Origin of the sequence: Streptomyces sp. NPDC014889, assembly GCF_043081205.1 — a bacterium.
GTDB lineage: Bacteria > Actinomycetota > Actinomycetes > Streptomycetales > Streptomycetaceae > Streptomyces.
Map to the genome: position 1 here is coordinate 102,288 of NZ_JBIBWH010000018.1, position 16,774 is coordinate 119,061.

Annotated in this window: 11 protein-coding genes; 8 read left to right on the forward strand and 3 right to left on the reverse strand. The window is 70.1% G+C overall.

Features of this window, described 5'->3' with window-relative positions; all coding sequences use genetic code 11:
* Window positions 1-101 precede the first annotated feature (101 nt).
* A complete protein-coding gene (locus ACF09J_RS30610; protein WP_392308700.1) occupies window positions 102-1,385 on the forward strand; it encodes a M14 family metallocarboxypeptidase in 1,284 nt (427 codons plus the stop codon).
* 127 nt (window positions 1,386-1,512) lie between these two features.
* On the opposite strand, the gene ACF09J_RS30615 is transcribed toward ACF09J_RS30610, so the two are convergent.
* The gene (locus tag ACF09J_RS30615; RefSeq protein ID WP_392308701.1) at window positions 1,513-3,000 is read right to left on the reverse strand and encodes an MFS transporter; all 1,488 of its coding nucleotides are present in this window, start codon (window positions 2,998-3,000) and stop codon (window positions 1,513-1,515) included.
* Between the two features lie 337 nt (window positions 3,001-3,337).
* Between ACF09J_RS30615 and ACF09J_RS30620 the strand changes: the two genes are divergently transcribed.
* Entirely contained in the window at window positions 3,338-4,351 is a 1,014-nt protein-coding gene (locus tag ACF09J_RS30620; RefSeq protein ID WP_392308702.1) for a YihY/virulence factor BrkB family protein, read from the forward strand.
* A gap of 63 nt (window positions 4,352-4,414) precedes the next feature.
* Window positions 4,415-5,269: a DUF2127 domain-containing protein gene (locus ACF09J_RS30625; protein ID WP_392308703.1), complete on the forward strand. Its 855-nt coding sequence runs from the start codon at window positions 4,415-4,417 to the stop codon at window positions 5,267-5,269.
* 137 nt (window positions 5,270-5,406) lie between these two features.
* Here ACF09J_RS30625 and ACF09J_RS30630 read toward each other — a convergent pair whose 3' ends face one another.
* Window positions 5,407-7,623, reverse strand: coding sequence for a S8 family serine peptidase (locus ACF09J_RS30630; RefSeq protein ID WP_392308704.1), 2,217 nt, complete (start codon window positions 7,621-7,623; stop codon window positions 5,407-5,409).
* Between the two features lie 362 nt (window positions 7,624-7,985).
* Here ACF09J_RS30630 and ACF09J_RS30635 point away from each other — a divergent pair, with 362 nt between their 5' ends.
* Window positions 7,986-10,181 (forward strand): penicillin acylase family protein, encoded by a 2,196-nt coding sequence (locus tag ACF09J_RS30635; RefSeq protein ID WP_392308705.1) that lies wholly within the window; start codon window positions 7,986-7,988, stop codon window positions 10,179-10,181.
* A gap of 12 nt (window positions 10,182-10,193) precedes the next feature.
* Here ACF09J_RS30635 and ACF09J_RS30640 read toward each other — a convergent pair whose 3' ends face one another.
* Window positions 10,194-10,910, reverse strand: a complete 717-nt coding sequence (locus ACF09J_RS30640) for an acetate uptake transporter (protein WP_392308706.1) — start codon at window positions 10,908-10,910, stop codon at window positions 10,194-10,196.
* Between the two features lie 381 nt (window positions 10,911-11,291).
* Here ACF09J_RS30640 and ACF09J_RS30645 point away from each other — a divergent pair, with 381 nt between their 5' ends.
* The 4 genes from ACF09J_RS30645 to ACF09J_RS30660 all read left to right on the forward strand — a co-directional run bounded on the left by ACF09J_RS30645 (window position 11,292) and on the right by ACF09J_RS30660 (window position 16,641).
* A complete protein-coding gene (locus tag ACF09J_RS30645) occupies window positions 11,292-11,930 on the forward strand; it encodes a DUF3558 family protein (RefSeq protein ID WP_392308707.1) in 639 nt (212 codons plus the stop codon).
* A gap of 183 nt (window positions 11,931-12,113) precedes the next feature.
* On the forward strand, window positions 12,114-13,661 hold the full coding sequence (locus ACF09J_RS30650; protein ID WP_392308708.1) for a hypothetical protein: 1,548 nt from the start codon (window positions 12,114-12,116) through the stop codon (window positions 13,659-13,661).
* Between the two features lie 32 nt (window positions 13,662-13,693).
* Window positions 13,694-14,239 carry a hypothetical protein gene (locus ACF09J_RS30655; RefSeq protein WP_392308709.1) on the forward strand — a complete coding sequence of 182 codons (546 nt, stop codon included), beginning with the start codon at window positions 13,694-13,696 and terminating at the stop codon, window positions 14,237-14,239.
* A 272-nt stretch (window positions 14,240-14,511) separates the two neighbouring features.
* Complete coding sequence (locus ACF09J_RS30660) at window positions 14,512-16,641, forward strand: BTAD domain-containing putative transcriptional regulator (protein WP_392308710.1); 2,130 nt, start codon at window positions 14,512-14,514, stop codon at window positions 16,639-16,641.
* Window positions 16,642-16,774 lie beyond the last annotated feature (133 nt).

The window sequence follows — 16,774 nt, forward strand, 5'->3', positions numbered from 1 at the left end:
GATCTTCCGGGCTAGGTTGCCTGTCACCCCCCCCACGCGTTCCGTTCCGAGGGCGTGGCCCCGCCGCGCCCGGTCCACCGCATCCCGGGAGGTAGTGTCCGATGACACCCCGCCGTACCCGCACCCTCGCCCTGGCCATCGCGACGGCCGCGCTCGCCGCACCCCTGGTGGCGGTGCCCGCGCAGGCCGCCGACTCCCCGCCCCGTACCGGCTTCGAAACCTCCGGCGGTGCGCGCTGGACGACCCAGCCCGAGGAGCAGGACTTCCTCGCCGCCGTCGACAGGGCCAGCGTCCGGATGTCCGTGTCCCGGATCGGCAGCACCAAGCAGGGGCGCCCACTCCAGCTCGTACGAATCGGCGAACACCGCACCGCGGAAACGGTGTTGCTGATCTGTTCCCAGCACGGCAACGAGCCCTCCGGACGCGAGGCCTGTCTGACCACCATCCGCGACCTCTCCTTCGCGCAGGACGCGCGGACCCGCGACTGGCTCGCCCACAGCACCCTCCTCGTCGTGCCCACCGCCAACCCGGACGGCCGCGCCGCCAACACCCGGGGGAACTCCGACGGCGTCGACATCAACCGCGACCACCTCGCCCTGCAGACCGCCGAAGGACGAGCCATGGCCGCCGTGATCCGCGACCAGAAGCCCGACGTCATCTACGACCTGCACGAGTACGGCGCCACCCCCAAGTACTACGACAAGGACCTCTTCGACCTGTGGCCGCGCAATCTCAACACCGATCCCAAGGTGCACGAGACGGCCGAAGCCCTGTCGGGTTCGTATGTACGGCCGGCCGCGAACCGTGCCGGGTACTCGACCGGCACGTACGGCATCTGGACCGACCCGGTCACCGATGAGCCCCTCCAGCAGACCGCCGGTGACGGGCAGGAACGCATCCTGCGCAATATGGCGGGGGTCAAGCACTCCGTCGGCCTGCTCATCGAGAGCCGCGTCGACGCGCTCAGTGACGCCGAGAAGGCCGACCCGGCGCTGAACCACCGTCGTCGCGTGCAGTCCCACCTTTCCGCTCTCGGCGGACTGTTCGACTTCACCAGGGAGCGGCACGGCCAGATCGTGTCGGCCACCCACTCCGCCGGGGCGGCGGGCTACAGCGACCGCGGCCCGGTCTACCTCGGCGGCGCGGACAACGAGCCCGCCCAGCCCTCCGAGGTACTGAAGAACACGCCCTGCGGCTACCGGCTCACCGCAGCCCAGTACGCCGACGTCAAGGACGCACTCGCCCTGCATGGCGTGACGGTGCGGCCCGAGCGCGACGGCGCGTTCGTGCCGCTGCGGCAGTCGATGCGCGCGCTGGTGCCGCTGCTGCTCGACGCGCGTGCGCAGTACGAGCTCGTGGCGGGCACGCCCGTGGACAAGTGCTGACGTCCCACCGCAACCGGGTCCTCGTCGTGCCTGCCCCTCGGGCGCACGACGAGGACAGGGACCTGCTCGACCAGGACAGAGGCCACCGAGGCCGCCGACGGAATCAAGCCGCCCAGCCGCCGCCGGTTCAGTTCTCCCGCTCGCGGTGTTCGCGGAGGGATTCTTCGATCCGTCGGGTGGATGCCTGCGCCGTGGCCACGTCACGGGGGTAGCTGCGCATCGCGGCCAGTCCGAGCAGACCGGCGGCGATCAGGGTGAGGAGGAAGAACAGCAGCGTGTCCTGCAGGCCCGTGCCGCTGTCGCGGCCGTGGTCGGCGAAGACGGTGGTCGAGAAGTAGCCGAACAGGGTGGGTGCAGCGGCCTCGCACAGGGTTCGCAGCATGGTGCGCACCCCTTCGCCCGTGCCCCACAGGAGTGGGGGGAGGATGTCGAGCCGTGCGGCGTCCAGGGGCGGGTTGGCCGCGCCCAGCAGCAGCGTGCCGGCGACCAGCAGTGGCAAGGCCACGGCCAGGGAGGAGACGTGGATGGCCGGCGCGAGCAGGAGGGGGACGCCCAACATGCACACGGCGGGCACCAGGGTTCGGGCGTTCACCCTTCCGCCGCGCAGTAGCCGGTCGGCGATCCGCCCTCCGGACAGGACGCCCGCCAGCGCTCCGATGCCCACGACGAGCACCAGGGAGGTGGCCACGGAGGTGGAGACGCGGTAGTGGCTGGTGGTGTAAAGGGTGGCGAACGAGCGCAGTCCGGTGAAGTAGAAGTAGCCGAAGGCGGACGCCGCGATCAGGACCAGGTTGGTGCGTACCCGCAGGACGTAGCGGATCGACCACCACTTGGAGGCTCTGCGCGGGTCCGAGTGCAGAACGAGGTGCTCGTGGGGTTCGACGTGCGCGCGCCGCGCGGCTCTCCCGGCCAGATCGGCGTCGTGCCGGTCCGAGCCGGCCGGCTGCGCCCTCTGCGGGGCATCGTCTTCGGTGCCGCACTCGGGGCGTGACTGGCCGCCGCGCGTGGGTTCAGGCAGACGGAGCAGGAACCGGACCAGGGCACCGGCGGGGATCACCAGCCACCAGAAGGCGAAGCGCCAGGTGAGGAAGGACCCGATGGAACCGGAGAAGGTGAAGCCGAGACCCGTGCCGACCATTTCGCCGGCGAGCACGAACCCGTACATGCGAGCCCGGTCCTTGACGGGGAAGTAGTCGCCCATCAATGAGGCGATCGTGGGCCCCGCGGTGGCACTGACTGCTCCGAGCGCGGCGCGCGAGAACAGCAGCCACATGTAGGAAGTGCTCGCACCGGCCAGAATCATCGCCACGGCCCACAGCGACACGCTGATGGCGAGCAGCCGGGTACGGCGGGTGCGATCGGTGAGCAGTCCGACGGGGACGGTGAACACGGCACTGGACAACGCCACCACCGAGACCAACAGCCCGATCTGGGTGTTGTCGATATCGAAGGTGCGCTCCAGCTGGGAGGCCATGGCCGACACGGTGCCCTTGTCCGCACCGTCCACCGCCAAGGTTGCAGCCAGGGCCAGGACGACCCTGGCCCGGGCGGGACCGCCCAGAGCCTGGACCCCTCGTCCCAGGAGCGCCCGGGCGGCCGTCGCCGGCCCCTTCATCCGCGCCTCCTCTGCGGCGCTTCCGTCTCGCCTCGGCTGTCCGAGCCGGCGCCCTTGCGGTGGCCACCCTCACCGGCGAGCAGCGTGGGCAGCCCGGCGGCGCGCCGGGACGGTGATCGGCGTTTTCCCGTTCCCTTCCTCCATTTCGGCATCGGGCCTCTCTCATACGAAAGGCGATTACGGTGTTTCCCGGTCGGTCTGCGGTGAAACGAGAGGCGGTCCGGGGCCGTGGTACCAGCGTTGTACGCGTGCTGCCTGGGCGGGCGCGCGGGGGTGTTCTTCTATAGCGTTTGAGCATGCGGTCCGCCCGACAGCCGGCGCGGCGCAAGCGCGAGCCATGACATTCCTCGAGCGCGCCGACGGTTTCCAGAGACGCCACCACTGGGTGGGGCTGCCGCTCGCCGTCCTGTACAAGTTCTACGACGACCAAGGCATGTACCTCGCGGCCATCCTCACCTACTACGGCTTCCTCTCCCTCTTCCCGCTGCTCCTCATCCTCGTCGCCATCCTGAGCACCTTCCTCAGCAACGACCCCGCACTGCGACAGCGGGTCCTGGACTCGGCCCTGAGCAAGTTCCCGGTCATCGGCGACCAGCTCGGGCACAACATCCACTCCTTCCACAGCAGCGGGGCCGCACTCGCCGCAGGCATCGCGGGCAGCCTCTACGGCTCACTGGGCGTCGGCCAGGCCGCGCAGTACGTCCTCAACAAAATCTGGGCCGTCCCCCGGCACGCCCGCCTGGATCCGTTCCACTCGCGGCTGAAGGGCCTGCTTTTCCTGCTGGTCCTCGCGGTCGGGCTGTGCGCGTTCACTCTGCTGTCGGTGGCGGCCTCACAGACCTACCTGTTCGGCGCGCGGCTGAGGGGCGGAACCTGGATCGCCGCCACCGTGGGATCCATTTGCCTGAACACCCTTTTGCTGCTCCTGACTTATCGGCTGCTGACGCACCGGGCACTGCCGCTGCGCCGCCTGGTCGGCACGGCACTGGGTGGAGCCTGCGCGTGGCAGGCGCTGCACTGGGCAGGTTCCTACTACATCAGCCATGTCCTGCGCGGGGCCACCGCCACCTACGGCCTGTTCGGCATCGTCCTGGGCCTGCTCGCCTGGCTCTACGTCGGTGCCCTGATCTTCATCACGGCGGCCGAGGTGGGGGCCGTACGGGTCATGCGCTTGTGGCCCCGAAGCCTGCTGACGCCGTTCACGGACCGGGTGCACCTGACGCCGGCGGACCGCCGTGCCTACCGGTCGTACGCCGCCACCGAGGCATTCAAGGGGTTTCAGAAGATCCGGGTCCGCTTCGAGCCACCACCGGAGCCCCTGCACGAGGAACGGCCCGACGACGCCTCCTGAAGGGGAGCCCTCGGCCGTCCGTCCGGGCTGCGCTGACGTCTTCGAGGCAAGACGATACTGACCATGACGGAAGACAGTGGCAGGGATTCGCCCGCCGGCGTCGGCTCGAAGCGCCACCGGTTGTTCTGGTACGAACTCCTCGAGTGCGCACGGCGCGGTCACCGCCTGGAGGGCACGAGCGCGGCGCAGGTGCGCAACAAGGACGCGGTCCTGGTCAAGGACTTCGGGGACGGACTTCACTGGCACCGGTGTCTGCGCTGTGACGCCTGGCTTCCGGTACGACCGGCCGCGCACCCGGACCGGGAGTTCCCGCCCGAGCGTCAAGAGATCGAGATTCCGCTGCGCGGCAAGCCGCTGCGGGACCGATATGTACTGCGACTGATCGCGCTCGACCGCTTGCTTCACTTTCTGGTGCTCGGCGTGCTGTCGATCGGCGTACTGGCCTTCGCACACGAACGCGGGCGGCTCAGCGGCGCCTTCTACCGAACAATGGACCTGCTGCAGAACGGCATCGGTGGACCCACCGGCAGATCCGGGCAGGGGCTGCTGGGCGAGCTGAGCAAGGCCTTCGCAGTCCGCTCGTCGACCTTGTGGGCAGTCGGACTGATCCTCGGCGCCTACGCGGTGCTCGAAGGCATCGAGGCGATCGGACTGTGGCTGACCAAGCGCTGGGCGGAGTACTTGACGTTCGTGGCCACGACGGTACTGCTCATTCCGGAGATCTACGAACTGGCCGAAGGGCGCATCACACCGACCAAGATCCTCACACTGATCATCAATGTGGCGATCAGCGTCTACCTGCTCGTCGCAAAACGCCTGTTCGGCCTACGTGGCGGCGGACAAGCAGAAGCGGAAGAAAAAGCCCGCGACACCGGCTGGGAAGCCCTGGAACGCGTATTGCCGGGACCGCCACAGTGACAGCGTGCGCCCTCCTTCTGCATCGGGGATCCTGTAGGCCCCTCAAAACGAGCGAAGCAGACTCTCCCCGAGGCCCCGAGGCCCCGAGGCCCCGAGGCCCCGAGGCCCCGAGGCGAGTCGAGTCAACGGGTCACGGGTTACTTCCCGTCGTTCGGCACCGCGTCCATGACGGTCAGCGTCATGCTGTTCTTCTTGTAGGAAACCCGGAACAGGTAACCGCCCGCGTTCAGGGCCCGGTTCTCCGGCAGCGCGTGGAAGGCGCCCTTGATCGAGCTACCGGTCATGATCGTGAACACGGTGCCCGGGGTCAGCCTGCCCCGCACGTTCAGGTCCAGCTCACCGTCCAGCACCAGCTTCCCCGCCGCCCGGACGCTCGTGTAGTCCCGGTCGCCAAAGATCGTGACGGCAACGCGACCCTGCTTGCCGATGGTCGCGTTCCCGCCGACGTTCAGGACATTGCCTGTGGCGCCGGAAGCGCCGGTGATCTGCGTGGCCTCGTCGGCCGTGAGACCGGGCCGCAGCACGCCACCGCTGACGTTGATGCTGTCACCCACGGTGCCGCTGCCGCCGAGCGTTCCGCCGCGCACGTCGACAGCGCTGGCGTGCGAGCCGACGACCGAGAGTTTGCCGTCGAGGACGGTGCTCGTCCCGTGCCAGGTCTCGCTGCCGGTGAGGAAGAGCGTGCCGGCGCCACGCTTCGTGAGGCTGCCCTCGTAGGCGCGGGCCTCGCGGGCCTGCTCACGGCGGACCCCGATGGCGTAGTCCGACTTGTCGGCGTCGCTCGCGCCGGCCGGCAGGCCCTTGGTCCAGCCCTTGGCGGCCTTGGTCGCCGCCCAGTCGGCCGCCTCGGCGGCGTCCTCCTGCTGGCGGGCCCGGATCGCGACGTCCGAGATGTCGTTCGACCACACGTCGTCGCGCCCCTGCGTGTCGACGACGAACGGCCCCAGGAACTGGCCAGGGCCGTTCATGGCCTCCCGCAGGCTGACCGTGCCCCAGCCGTTGCGGCTGTCCGGCACCTGCACGATCTGGCCGGCAGTGGGGTTCCGCACGGCGTTGCCCGCCGCGTCACTGATCGTGTTGTTCTGCCGGCCGGTGGTGAACATCGTGTAGAGCGCCTGCTCGTTGGTCATGTACGGGAAGCGCTGCATGACCAACGACAGTGCGGCCGCCGAGTGCGGGCCGGCCATCGACGTCCCCGACGAACTGCCGTAACGGGGCTCGGGCACGCCGTTGACGACCGACACGGTCGTGCTGTTGATGCTGTTGGCCGGCGCCGTCACGCAGGACCACTTCGCGACGCCGCACTGGTTGAACGTCTGCTGGCCGGGGACCAGGACGGAGCCGTCAGGGTTGAACGTGCGCCCCTGGGTGGGGTTGATCCCCGACGTCGTGAACCAGCTGCCCTCCAGCTCGGGCATGAAGTACGGCGCGGCGCCCCGCGGCGACGGGTTCACGTAGCCGCTGTTACCGGCGGTGAACTGGATGACCGTGCCGGTACGCGCGGCCTCGATGGCACCGTTCAGCCAGTGGGCGGCGCTGCCGTTCGCGTCGACGACCCCGTCCGGAGTGGACCACAGGCGCCATGCCGTGTTCAGACCGAAGCCCGCCGGGCTGCCGGGCGGCGTGTCATACGTGTTGTAGTTCTCCGTGTTGGGCTGGCTGCCCCAACTGCTGGTGATGATCCTGATGGGCTCGCCGTTCGCCGTCTTGGCGGAGTTCACGGCCCGGTAGACATTGCCGATGTAGGCGTCGTCCGGCGTCTGCGCGGCGCTCGCGTTCGCCGGCAGGAGACCGTAGAGCACGCCGTCCGTCTTGCCGGTGTTGCCCATGTACACGTTGCTGTTGAACGCGACGCCGTGCATGTTGGCATCCGGCCCGGCCGGTTGCGTCTCGCCGACGCCGTCGCGGCTCGCACCGATGGTCCCGCTGACGTGGGTGCCGTGGCTGTCGTTGAACGCCGGGTTGTAGAACCCCGGAGTGGGACCCGTCCGGCCGCCCTGGGCCTCCACTGAGAAGTAGCGGTCCCCGACCGCGTAGTTCGTGTCCAGGCTTCCGTGCTCCCGGACGTGCCCGGCGAAGACGCCCGAGTCGACGACGCCGATGTTCATCCCGGTGCCGGAGTAGCCGTCGGCGTAGGCGAATTCGGCTCCCATCGACACCAGGCCGGCGTCCCGGTTGAACTCAGGTGTACGCCAGCTCGCCGCGTCGCCGAGCCGGCCGGGATCTCCCTCGTAGGTCTTGATCGGCGGTGGCGCGGGCACCTGCCCCATCGCCGGCTGCGCGGCGACGCCGAGCACCACTACGGGTATCAGCGCTGCCATCAGCGCCGGCTTCAGGCGTTTTCTGTTCGGCACTCCGACCCCTTCCAAGATCGATTGCGCCGGATGCTATTCCTGCCTTCCGGAGTGGAACAAGGGGTCGTCGTCCGCACAACAAGCTGGCATATTCGTGGCGTTGGCACCTGGGCTGGGAAATGCGTGACGGCATTCCGTTCACTGTTGTCGAGGTCTTGTCAGTGGGCCGTGTCGCGGACAAGACTGCCGATGTGAGTGATCAGCCGGGGGCGCCTGTGCGTGTCGACGGCCGAAGGCGCCGGGGCCCCGCGCGCGGACCGCCCGCCTCCCGAGCGTGTGAACTGCACGATCCGTTGATTTCCGGATGGAAGGTGGAGCAGATCGTGGATCAGGTGCGCACAACGGGATTGAGTCGGCGGCGCGTGCTGGGCACGGCAGCCGGACTGGCCGCGGCCGCGGCGGGAGTACCGTCCGCAGCCGCGTTCGCGGCACCGCCGCAGACGTTGCCCGAAAAGGCCCGCTGGAACCAACACGCCGCCCATGTGACGATCACACGGGACGACTGGGGCATTCCGCACATCGTGGGCAAGACCGATGCCGACGCGGTGTTCGGAATGATGTACGCGCAGGCGGAGGACGACTTCAACCGGATCGAACAGAACTACCTCGTCGCCCTGGGCCGCCTCGCGGAGGCCGAGGGAGAAAGCGCCATCTGGCAGGACCTGCGGCAGCGGCTGTTCCTCGACCCGGAGGAGCTGAAGAAGGAATACGCCAAATCCCCCGCCTGGCTGCGCACGTTGATGCAGGCCTGGGCGGATGGGCTCAACTACTACCTCGCGACACATCCCGAGGTACGTCCGCGGGTGCTCGACCGGTTCGAGCCGTGGATGCCGCTGAGCTTCTCGGAGGGCAGCATCGGCGGCGACATCGAGTCGGTGCTGCTCACCCGGCTCGAAGCCTTCTACGGCAAGCGGGACGTGCCGATGACCGACGAGGAACGCGCGCTGGTGCTGCGCGAACCCACGGGGTCGAACGGCTTCGCCATCGCGCCGAGCCACACGCGTGACGGCCACGCGCTGCTCCTGATCAACCCGCACACCAGCTTCTTCTTCCGCTCGGAACAGCATGTGACAAGCGGCGAGGGCCTGAACGTCTACGGTGCCGCCACCTGGGGCCAGTTCTTCATCTACCAGGGCTTCAACGCCCATACGGGGTGGATGCACACGACGAGCGGCGTCGACAACGTCGACGAGTTCACCGAGACGGTCGTGACGGGGGCCGACGGGATCCGCTACTACCGCTACGGCAACGAACTGCGCCCCGTCACAACGACGACGATCACCTTGTCCTTCCGTACCGAGGAGGGCGGACAGGACACACGCAGCTTCACGACGTTCGCCACCCATCACGGCCCCATCGTGCGCGAGGCGGACGGCGAGTGGATCGCGTGTGCGCTGATGAACAAGCCCGTCGAGGCGCTCAAGCAGAGCTTCCTGCGCACCACGACGGGGAACTACGCGGACTATCTCCGGGTGGCGGGCCTGAAGGCGAACAGCTCGAACAACACACTCTTCGCGGACTCGAAGGGTGAGATCGCCTTCCTGATGCCCCAGTTCATGCCGGTGAGAGACGATCGATTCGACTATCGCAGACCCGTCGACGGCAGTGATCCGGCGACCGACTGGCACGGACTGCACAGCCTGGACAGCATGCCGCACGTCGTGAACCCGAAGAACGGCTGGGCGTTCAACACGAACAACTGGCCGTGGACCGCTGCCGGTGCGGACAGTCCCAAGGCGGCGGACTACCCCCGGTACTTCGACAAGGTCGGTGAGAACCCGCGCGGGCCACAGGCGGAGCGGGTGCTGTCCGCGCGTGACGACTTCACCCCGCAGACACTGATCGAGGCCGCGTTCGATCCTTATCTGACGGCTTTCGCGCGGCTGGTTCCCGGGCTCGTCGCAGCGTGGAACCGACTGCCCGAGGACAACGGGCAGAAGGCGACGCTGGCCGGCCCTGTCGCTCTGCTGCGTGACTGGGACCACCGGTGGTCCGCGAAGTCGACCGCGACGTCAGTGGCCGTGTTCTGGGGTGAGGACATGTGGGCGCTCACGTCCCAGGCGGCGGCGGACGCAGGAATGCCGGTGTGGGACTACATGGCCGACCGCGCCAGTGACGGGGAGCGACTCGACGCGCTCGAGACCGCAACACGGCGACTGGTACGGGACTTCGGCGGCTGGAAGGTGCCCTGGGGCGACATCAATCGCTACCAGCGCAACGATGGAGCGATCGTCCAGCAGTTCAGCGACGCCGAGCCGAGCATTCCGGTGCCCTTCGCCTCATCGCGCTGGGGCTCTCTCGCCTCGTTCGGAGCGAAGGCCTACCCGGGAACGAAGCGCTACTACGGCACCAGCGGCAACAGCTTCGTGGCGGTGGTGGAGTTCGGGCCGCGACTGCGCGCCTGGGCGGTGACGGCGGGCGGCGCGAGCGGACACCCCGATTCACCGCACTTCGACGACCAGGCCGAACGCTACGCCAAGGGTGACCTGCGGCCGGTCTACTTCTATGCGGACGACCTCAAGGGTCACATCGAGCGGAGGTACCGTCCAGGCGGATGAGGCCGGGCCCTGCTACTGCCCGGCCTTGGCGCCGGGTTCGCCGACGGTGTACTCGATGGGTCGGGTCTGCCTGTGGCCGGGCAGGTTGCCGCGTAGGCTCCACCGGCCCAGCGGCAGGATGATCCGGCCGCCGTAGGACTGCTCCAGCATCATCGCGCCCGCCGTGTACCAAGCGGCGGCCGAGGAGGCGATCAGCACCCAGCCCGCGGCCAGCACCAGGCCGTGGATCGCGCCGATGATGCCTGCCGCGAGCAGCGCCGAGCCTGCGGCGAGCAGGCCGAGGGTCAGAAACATGCCCAGGTTCCGCCCGAGTGAGGCGAGTGCGCCGAAGATCGTGGTCACGGCGAGAACGATCCACCAGAAGCCGAACGCCCGGCTGAGCGCGCTGTCCAGGGGCAGCAGGCCATTGGCCACCATCAGCTGCATCATGCCCCAGGCAAGCCAGAATGCTCCCCAGGTGCCGTGCATAGCCGTGGCCACGGCGTCGCGCGCCCGGTAGGCCCACATGGCGGCCGCCAGTTGCGCCAGCCCGCCGAAGAAGATGACCAACGGGGCGAGGATCACCGGCGACACGAGCCGGTTGCCCCACCACTCGGCCAGGTTGGACGCCACCATGAACGTCGAGGAGGCGAAGCCGAACAGACCCAGGATCGACGGTGCGGCGATCGGGGTGAGCACGATGCGGCTGCGGCCGAGCCATGCCTCATGGTTCTCCGCCTCGTCGGCCAACGGCTCGGACGGTGGACGGGACGGTCCCCGCCCCGGCACAGCCGATGCCTCGGACGGCGGCCGTTCTCCCGGGTGTTCGGTCATGACGGGTGACTCCTTCAGGGTGGGTGGAGCTGGACCGCCGGTCCGCCGATGGGGCCCGTCGCTTCGGTCCTGCGGCATTCGGCGTGGCGGCGGATGCCGTTGCCATCCGGCCGTGAACCCTTCCAGGAGATCCCAGGAACACGAAACGTGCACGTCCATGTACTCAAGAGGGTGGGGTGGCCCGACTCGCCCGCAGCAGTTCCGCGCGAGTGCGCGGGCCGCGCTCGCCGAGTCAACGGCGAGCGGCGCCTCCGGTCACCTGAAGAATTCCCTAACCGGGCGCGAACACATGCGTTCATGCTGATCAGGACGGTGGACCGGGCCGGACGGTACGGGGCCGGAGCCGCCGCCCTCGCACGGCGCCGGTTCGGCGGCGGTGGTGACAAGGAGGTCTGGCTGATGATGTCCCGAAGACGCTCGCGGTGGGCGACGCTGCTGACCGCGACCCTGCTCGTGACGCTCGCCGTGTCCGGGTGCGGCGGCTCCGGCGACGAGGTTCCCGCGGCCGCCGGCCGGCCGCCGTCGGACGCCACGGGCGACAGCGGCGGATCCCCGGCGAAGAAGCCGCCGGCGGACCCCTGCGGGCTCATCTCCGTCCAGGAGGTCCAGCAGTTGGGAGGCGTGTCCGTCACGGCGAAGCCGAGCGAGTTCAACACCACGGGCTGCGAGTACTCGCACGAAGGGGTGCTGATCTCCTCGACCGTACAGGGCGCCGAAGCCAAGGCCTTCGCCGACGACATGCTCGCGGGAGCCCAGAAGAAACCGCTCTCCGGCGTGGGCGAGGAGGCCTACTCCTACAACGCCTCCGATCACGGGACTTTCGCCGTGCTCTTCCGGAAGTCGGGCACCTGGGTCGCGATGACCGTGGTGGCGGACAGGGCGGACAACGCCGGACGGCTGAACGAACTCGCCCGGACGGCGGCCGCCCGTATGTGAGGAGGCGACGGAGCGACCGGGCCCGAAGGATTCCTGAACAGGACGCGAACACGCCGGTCGAAGATGGTCCAAGGGGGGCGGCGCGGCGCGCGTCGGCCATGGCGAACGGGTCACGGCATGAGAATCATCCGGCTGCTGTCGGCTGTGTCACTGGGGGCCGCGGCTCTCCGCCGGAGGGGGGCGGTGAGCGCGCCGCGCCCGGGGAGGCGGGTCGCAGCGTTCGCGACCGCGCTCCTCCTGACCACTACGGCGGCCTGCGGTGGCGTACCCGGGCGTGGGCACGAGGGCGCCGGTCCGGCCGGCACCTCCGCAGCCGCGCTCACTTACGGGACCGGGCCGCTCCGTGATCCGTCGCTCACCTACCAGCCCGACGTCGTGATCGTCGAGGACGGACCGCGAGCGATCCGGTCGGCATCCAGTGACGGTCTGACCTGGACCATCGACGGAAACGCCCGCGGTGCCCAGGACGTTCGGCCCGGAAAGGTCCTGTACGCCACCAGCCGCGCGGTGGGGCGGGTGCAGGAGGTGCATCGGGTGCACGGTGACGTCGTGGCGACCCTGGGTCCGGTGGAGTTCACCGAGGTCTTCCGCGACGCCCACCTCACCCTGGACCAGGACATCGACAGCGGCGCGCTTCACTACCTGGAGATTCCGGACCTGCCCGGGGCGCTGACCGTGCCCGCGGATGCCCCGACGGACGTCGCGGCGGAGGCGGAGAAGGACGTTGCCACGGAGAAGGGCGCTGTGAAGGACGCCGCGCGGGGCGTCCCGGCAAACGTGCGGGCGGTCGGACGGACGTCGGTGCGCGCCGCGCATTCGGGAGGCGTCGGCGCCCTGGTCGCACGAGGACCGGTCCGGCGCGCCACGACGGCCGGGGGCACACTGCCGCCGGCGACGTCGAGCAGCGTCACAGCGGATCTCGGGGAATGGAAGGCCCAGCCGTACAGCGGCCCGGGGGCGTACGGCCTGAAGTTCGATCACAAGGCCGCGGCCGGACTCAAGGTCTTCGTGGACTTCTCGCTGAAGACGGAGAAGCTGCACATCCGTTGCGATGTACCGATCTCCGGCGGTCGGGTCGCCGACGGAGCCACGTTCGCCGTCGAGGGGATCAAAAGCGTCGCGATCAACATCGCCGCCGGCGCGGCCAACGGTGCCATCGACAACTCGAAGATCCGGGCGGAGGTACCGGTCCGGATGACCCTGCCGGTCGCGGGGACCCCGTTCGCCTTCGACATCAGCTGGAAGTTCAGCGTCGCCACCGCGCTCGGCGGCAACAACACCACGGTGACCGCCGGCGGTGAGTGGGGGCTCGACGGCGCCATAGGCATGGTCAACGGCTCGATCGTCACACCGAAGCTCTCGGTGATCAAAAGCATCATGGACTCGATCACCGGAATCTCCGTCGGAGTCAGCGGCATCGCCACCGCCGTCGAGTTCAAGGTTCAGGTCGGAGTCGGTGTGCCCGCCGCCTTCGCCGGCCCCTACGCCAAGCTCGTCATGGACTTCGGGGTGACCAACGGCTCGGCCCTCGGCGCCCCGCTCACCCGCTGCGTCGGGGCGACGCTGGACGGCAAGGTCGGCGGGGGCGTAGGGGTCTCCGTCTCCGCCGTGGCCATGGCCGCCCTCAAGAAGCTCCTGCCCACCATGAATTTCCAGGTGCAGCAGGAGAGCCTGACGCCTTTCGTCCACAGACAGCAGACGCTGCCGGACGTACCGCTGTGCAAGTCCTGACACCGACATGAAGGCAGACTGTGAGGATCCCGATGAACCACAACCGCAGCCGCCCGCTGTCGCCACTGGTGCCCCTGGCCGTGCTCGCCGTCCTCGCGCTGTCCGGGTGCGGCGGCCACGGGCAGTCCTCGGCCGCCGGCCCCTCCAAGGCCGGACCGGCCCCGGCGACCCGGACTCCGGAGGAGAGCACCGAGGCGCCGTCACCGACCCCGGCGGCCGTCGACCCCTGCGCCCTGGTGACCAAGCAGGAGGCCGAGAAGCTGGCCGGTACAGCGCTCGACCCCGCGACACCGGTACGGGAGACCTGCACCTACACCGGTCCCGTCACCGGGCCGACGGCCCAGGTGGAGATCTTCGTCGGGGACGGCGCGAAGAAGTACCTCGACATCGACCGCGACCTCGGACACAAGCTCAGGCCGCTGGCCGGCGTCGGCGACGAGGGGTACGCCGAGGACGAGGCGGTCTTCCTCCGCAGGTCCGACCGGTGGGTGTCGATCCGCCTGGTGCGCCTCAACGACCCGGCGGAGAACCGCACACCGCTGGAAGAGCTGGCCCGAAAGGTGGCCACCCGGCTCTGACCCGTGTCCGTCGTGCGCACCACTCCCAACGGCGGGCACAACGAGATCCAGACGGTCCCGGTCGACGTCGTCGCGGGCCTGACCGGTTTCGCGGCACGTGAATGCTTCCGGGTTCCCGGCGAGGAACACGGCCCGGTCCAGGTGCTGTTCCAGCCATGGTGTTCTGTCCGGCCGCCGCCGAGATCAAGGCCTCGGGGACCGGGCCCCGAGCGGGTCCCCGACTTCCCGAAATCACCCGACCCGACCGTCTTCGCCGTGAGTATCCTGACCCGGTGACCACCGGCGCGGCAGGGGCCGCGGGCGCTGACAGGGTGCGCGGCCCCGACACCGTCGCGCGACGGGCGGAGTCGGCCCTGCGACAGGGGCAGTACAACGAGGCGCTGCGGCATGTCGCGACGCTCCCGGCGGACACGCCTCTGCCCGCCGGACTGGCCTGGCGGCTCGGCCGGGTACTCCACCAGCGGGGCGAGTTCGAGGCCGCCGAGTCGCTGTACGAACGCGCGGTCGCCGATGCCGGGGACACCGGCGCGGACCGGGCCCAACTGCTGGCCGGCCGGTCGGCGGCACGCTGGGCCCGGGGTGACCGGACGCGGGCGCGGAGCCTCGCCGACGAGGCGGTGCGGGCCGCCGAGCAGACCCGCGACGACGCCGCATTGGCGGCGGCCTGCCTCGCCCAGGCGCTGGCCGCCTTCAGCGAGGGCGACCGCGCCGCCAACGAACACGCCTACGCCAGGGCGCTGACGGCCGCCGAACGGGCCGGGGACATGGGCCTGCAGCTGCGGATCCGCTCCAACGTCGGCTCCCGCCTGGTCGAGGAGGGACGCCTGCGCGAGGCGGTCGACGCCCTCACCGAGGCGGTCCGCGTCGGTGAGGGCGCCTCCCAGCACACGCTGCTCGCACTGGCCCTGCACAACCGCGCCGAGGCCTGGCTGGGGCTCAGCGATCTCCACGCCGCCCGCGCGGACGCCGACCGTGCGCTCACCCTGTGGCAGCGTGAGGGGTCACCGCTGGCCGCCTTCGGACTGCTGATGATCGCCCGGGTGCACCTGACCCGGGGCTCCGCCTGGCAGGCGGCGGCGGCCTACCGCGAGGCCCTGGCGATGGCCGAGCCGGACGGCAACGCCCAGGTCGTGGCGCAGGCATGGGCGGGACTGGCGCGCACCTGCTTCGCCGACGATCCGGCCGAGGCGGCGCGGTACGCGGAGCTGTCCCTCACGCTTCCGAGCGCCGCCGGGCCGGTCACCGCCGAGCTGGCCGCGGGCTGGGTCGCGCTGTGCGGCGGAGACACCGCCTCGGCCGCCCGGTACGCCGCAGGCGTCCGCTCGGAGGCCGGCCGCCGCCGCGACCCGGCCGGGCTGGCCGAGGCGATGGAACTCGCCGCGCTCGCCGCATACCGGGGTGATGCGGCCGCGGTGCCGGGGCGCCCCGGGGCACGCCGTGCCGCCGGACTGGTGGAGGCGGCCGCGATCTGGGCCGACACGGGCAATGAGATCGCGCTGGCCACCAACGCGCTGCTGCGGGCGCGCCACGCGGGTGACCTGCTGTCCGAGGACGTCGCCTGGCAACGGCTGCACCAGCTCGGCGTGTGCGACGACGTCTGGCACATCGCCGGGCCGCTGGCGGCCATCGGTCCACCGCCGGTCCCCGAGGTCGCCGTGCAGGCCCTGGGCCACTTGGCGGTGCTGCTCTCCGGAACGCCCGTGCCCCCGGCAGGGTGGCAGTCGCGGAAGGCCCGTGAGCTCGTCAAGGTGCTGGCGGGTCAGCTGGGAAGACCGGTCACCCGGACCGCGCTCGCTGCCCTGTTGTGGCCGCAGGCCTCTTTGGAGGTGGCCAACCGCCGCCTGTCGGTGCTGATTTCGACGGTGCGCGCGATCCTCGACCCGGCACGGCGGCATCCGGCCAACCGCTTTCTGGTGACCGACCCCTCCAGCGTGCGGCTCAACACGGAGCACGTCGTCATGGACACGGTCCGGTTCCACGACGCGGCCCGTGCGGCCATCGCGGCGGACGCCGCGGTCGAGGGCAGCCGGGACACGACGGCCGGCGTCGACGTGGTGGCGCGCCTGGAAGTGGTCGTGGGCATGTACACCGGCGACTTCGGCGACGACGGCGAGATCACGGGCGAGTGGAGCGAACGCCCGCGCGCGGCCTTCGCCGAACTGCACCGCGACGTCGTCCGTACCCTCGCCCGGCGCTGCCTGCGGCTGGACCGGTGCGACGCGGCAGCCGGCTGGTACCTGCGCCTGATCGGCGAGGACCGCTACGACGAGTCGGCGCATCTCGGACTGATCGCCGCGCTCTCCTCGGCGGGCCGGCACGGCGAAGCCCGCCGCCGCTACCGCGAATACGCCGAGCGCATGCACGAGATCGATGTCCGCCCGGTTCCCTTCTCCACGGCGTGACGGCCCGGGCGGGAAGCCCGCTGTCGAAAACGGCTGATCTGCATGCCTCGGTAGCTCACCTTCTTGCCGGTCGCCGAGCCCTACCGTCTGGTAAGTCGCTGCCGTCGCGGTGGCCTGGGTCCGGGCCTGGGTC

Bases quoted from the DNA above. Each gene is read 5' to 3' on its own strand.
- ACF09J_RS30610 (WP_392308700.1), top strand. From the start codon at position 102: ATGACACCCCGCCGTACCCGCACCCTCGCCCTGGCCATCGCGACGGCC.
- ACF09J_RS30620 (WP_392308702.1), top strand. From the start codon at position 3,338: ATGACATTCCTCGAGCGCGCCGACGGTTTCCAGAGACGCCACCACTGG.
- ACF09J_RS30645 (WP_392308707.1), top strand. From the start codon at position 11,292: ATGCTGATCAGGACGGTGGACCGGGCCGGACGGTACGGGGCCGGAGCC.
- ACF09J_RS30625 (WP_392308703.1), top strand. From the start codon at position 4,415: ATGACGGAAGACAGTGGCAGGGATTCGCCCGCCGGCGTCGGCTCGAAG.
- ACF09J_RS30655 (WP_392308709.1), top strand. From the start codon at position 13,694: ATGAACCACAACCGCAGCCGCCCGCTGTCGCCACTGGTGCCCCTGGCC.
- ACF09J_RS30615 (WP_392308701.1), bottom strand. From the start codon at position 3,000: ATGAAGGGGCCGGCGACGGCCGCCCGGGCGCTCCTGGGACGAGGGGTC.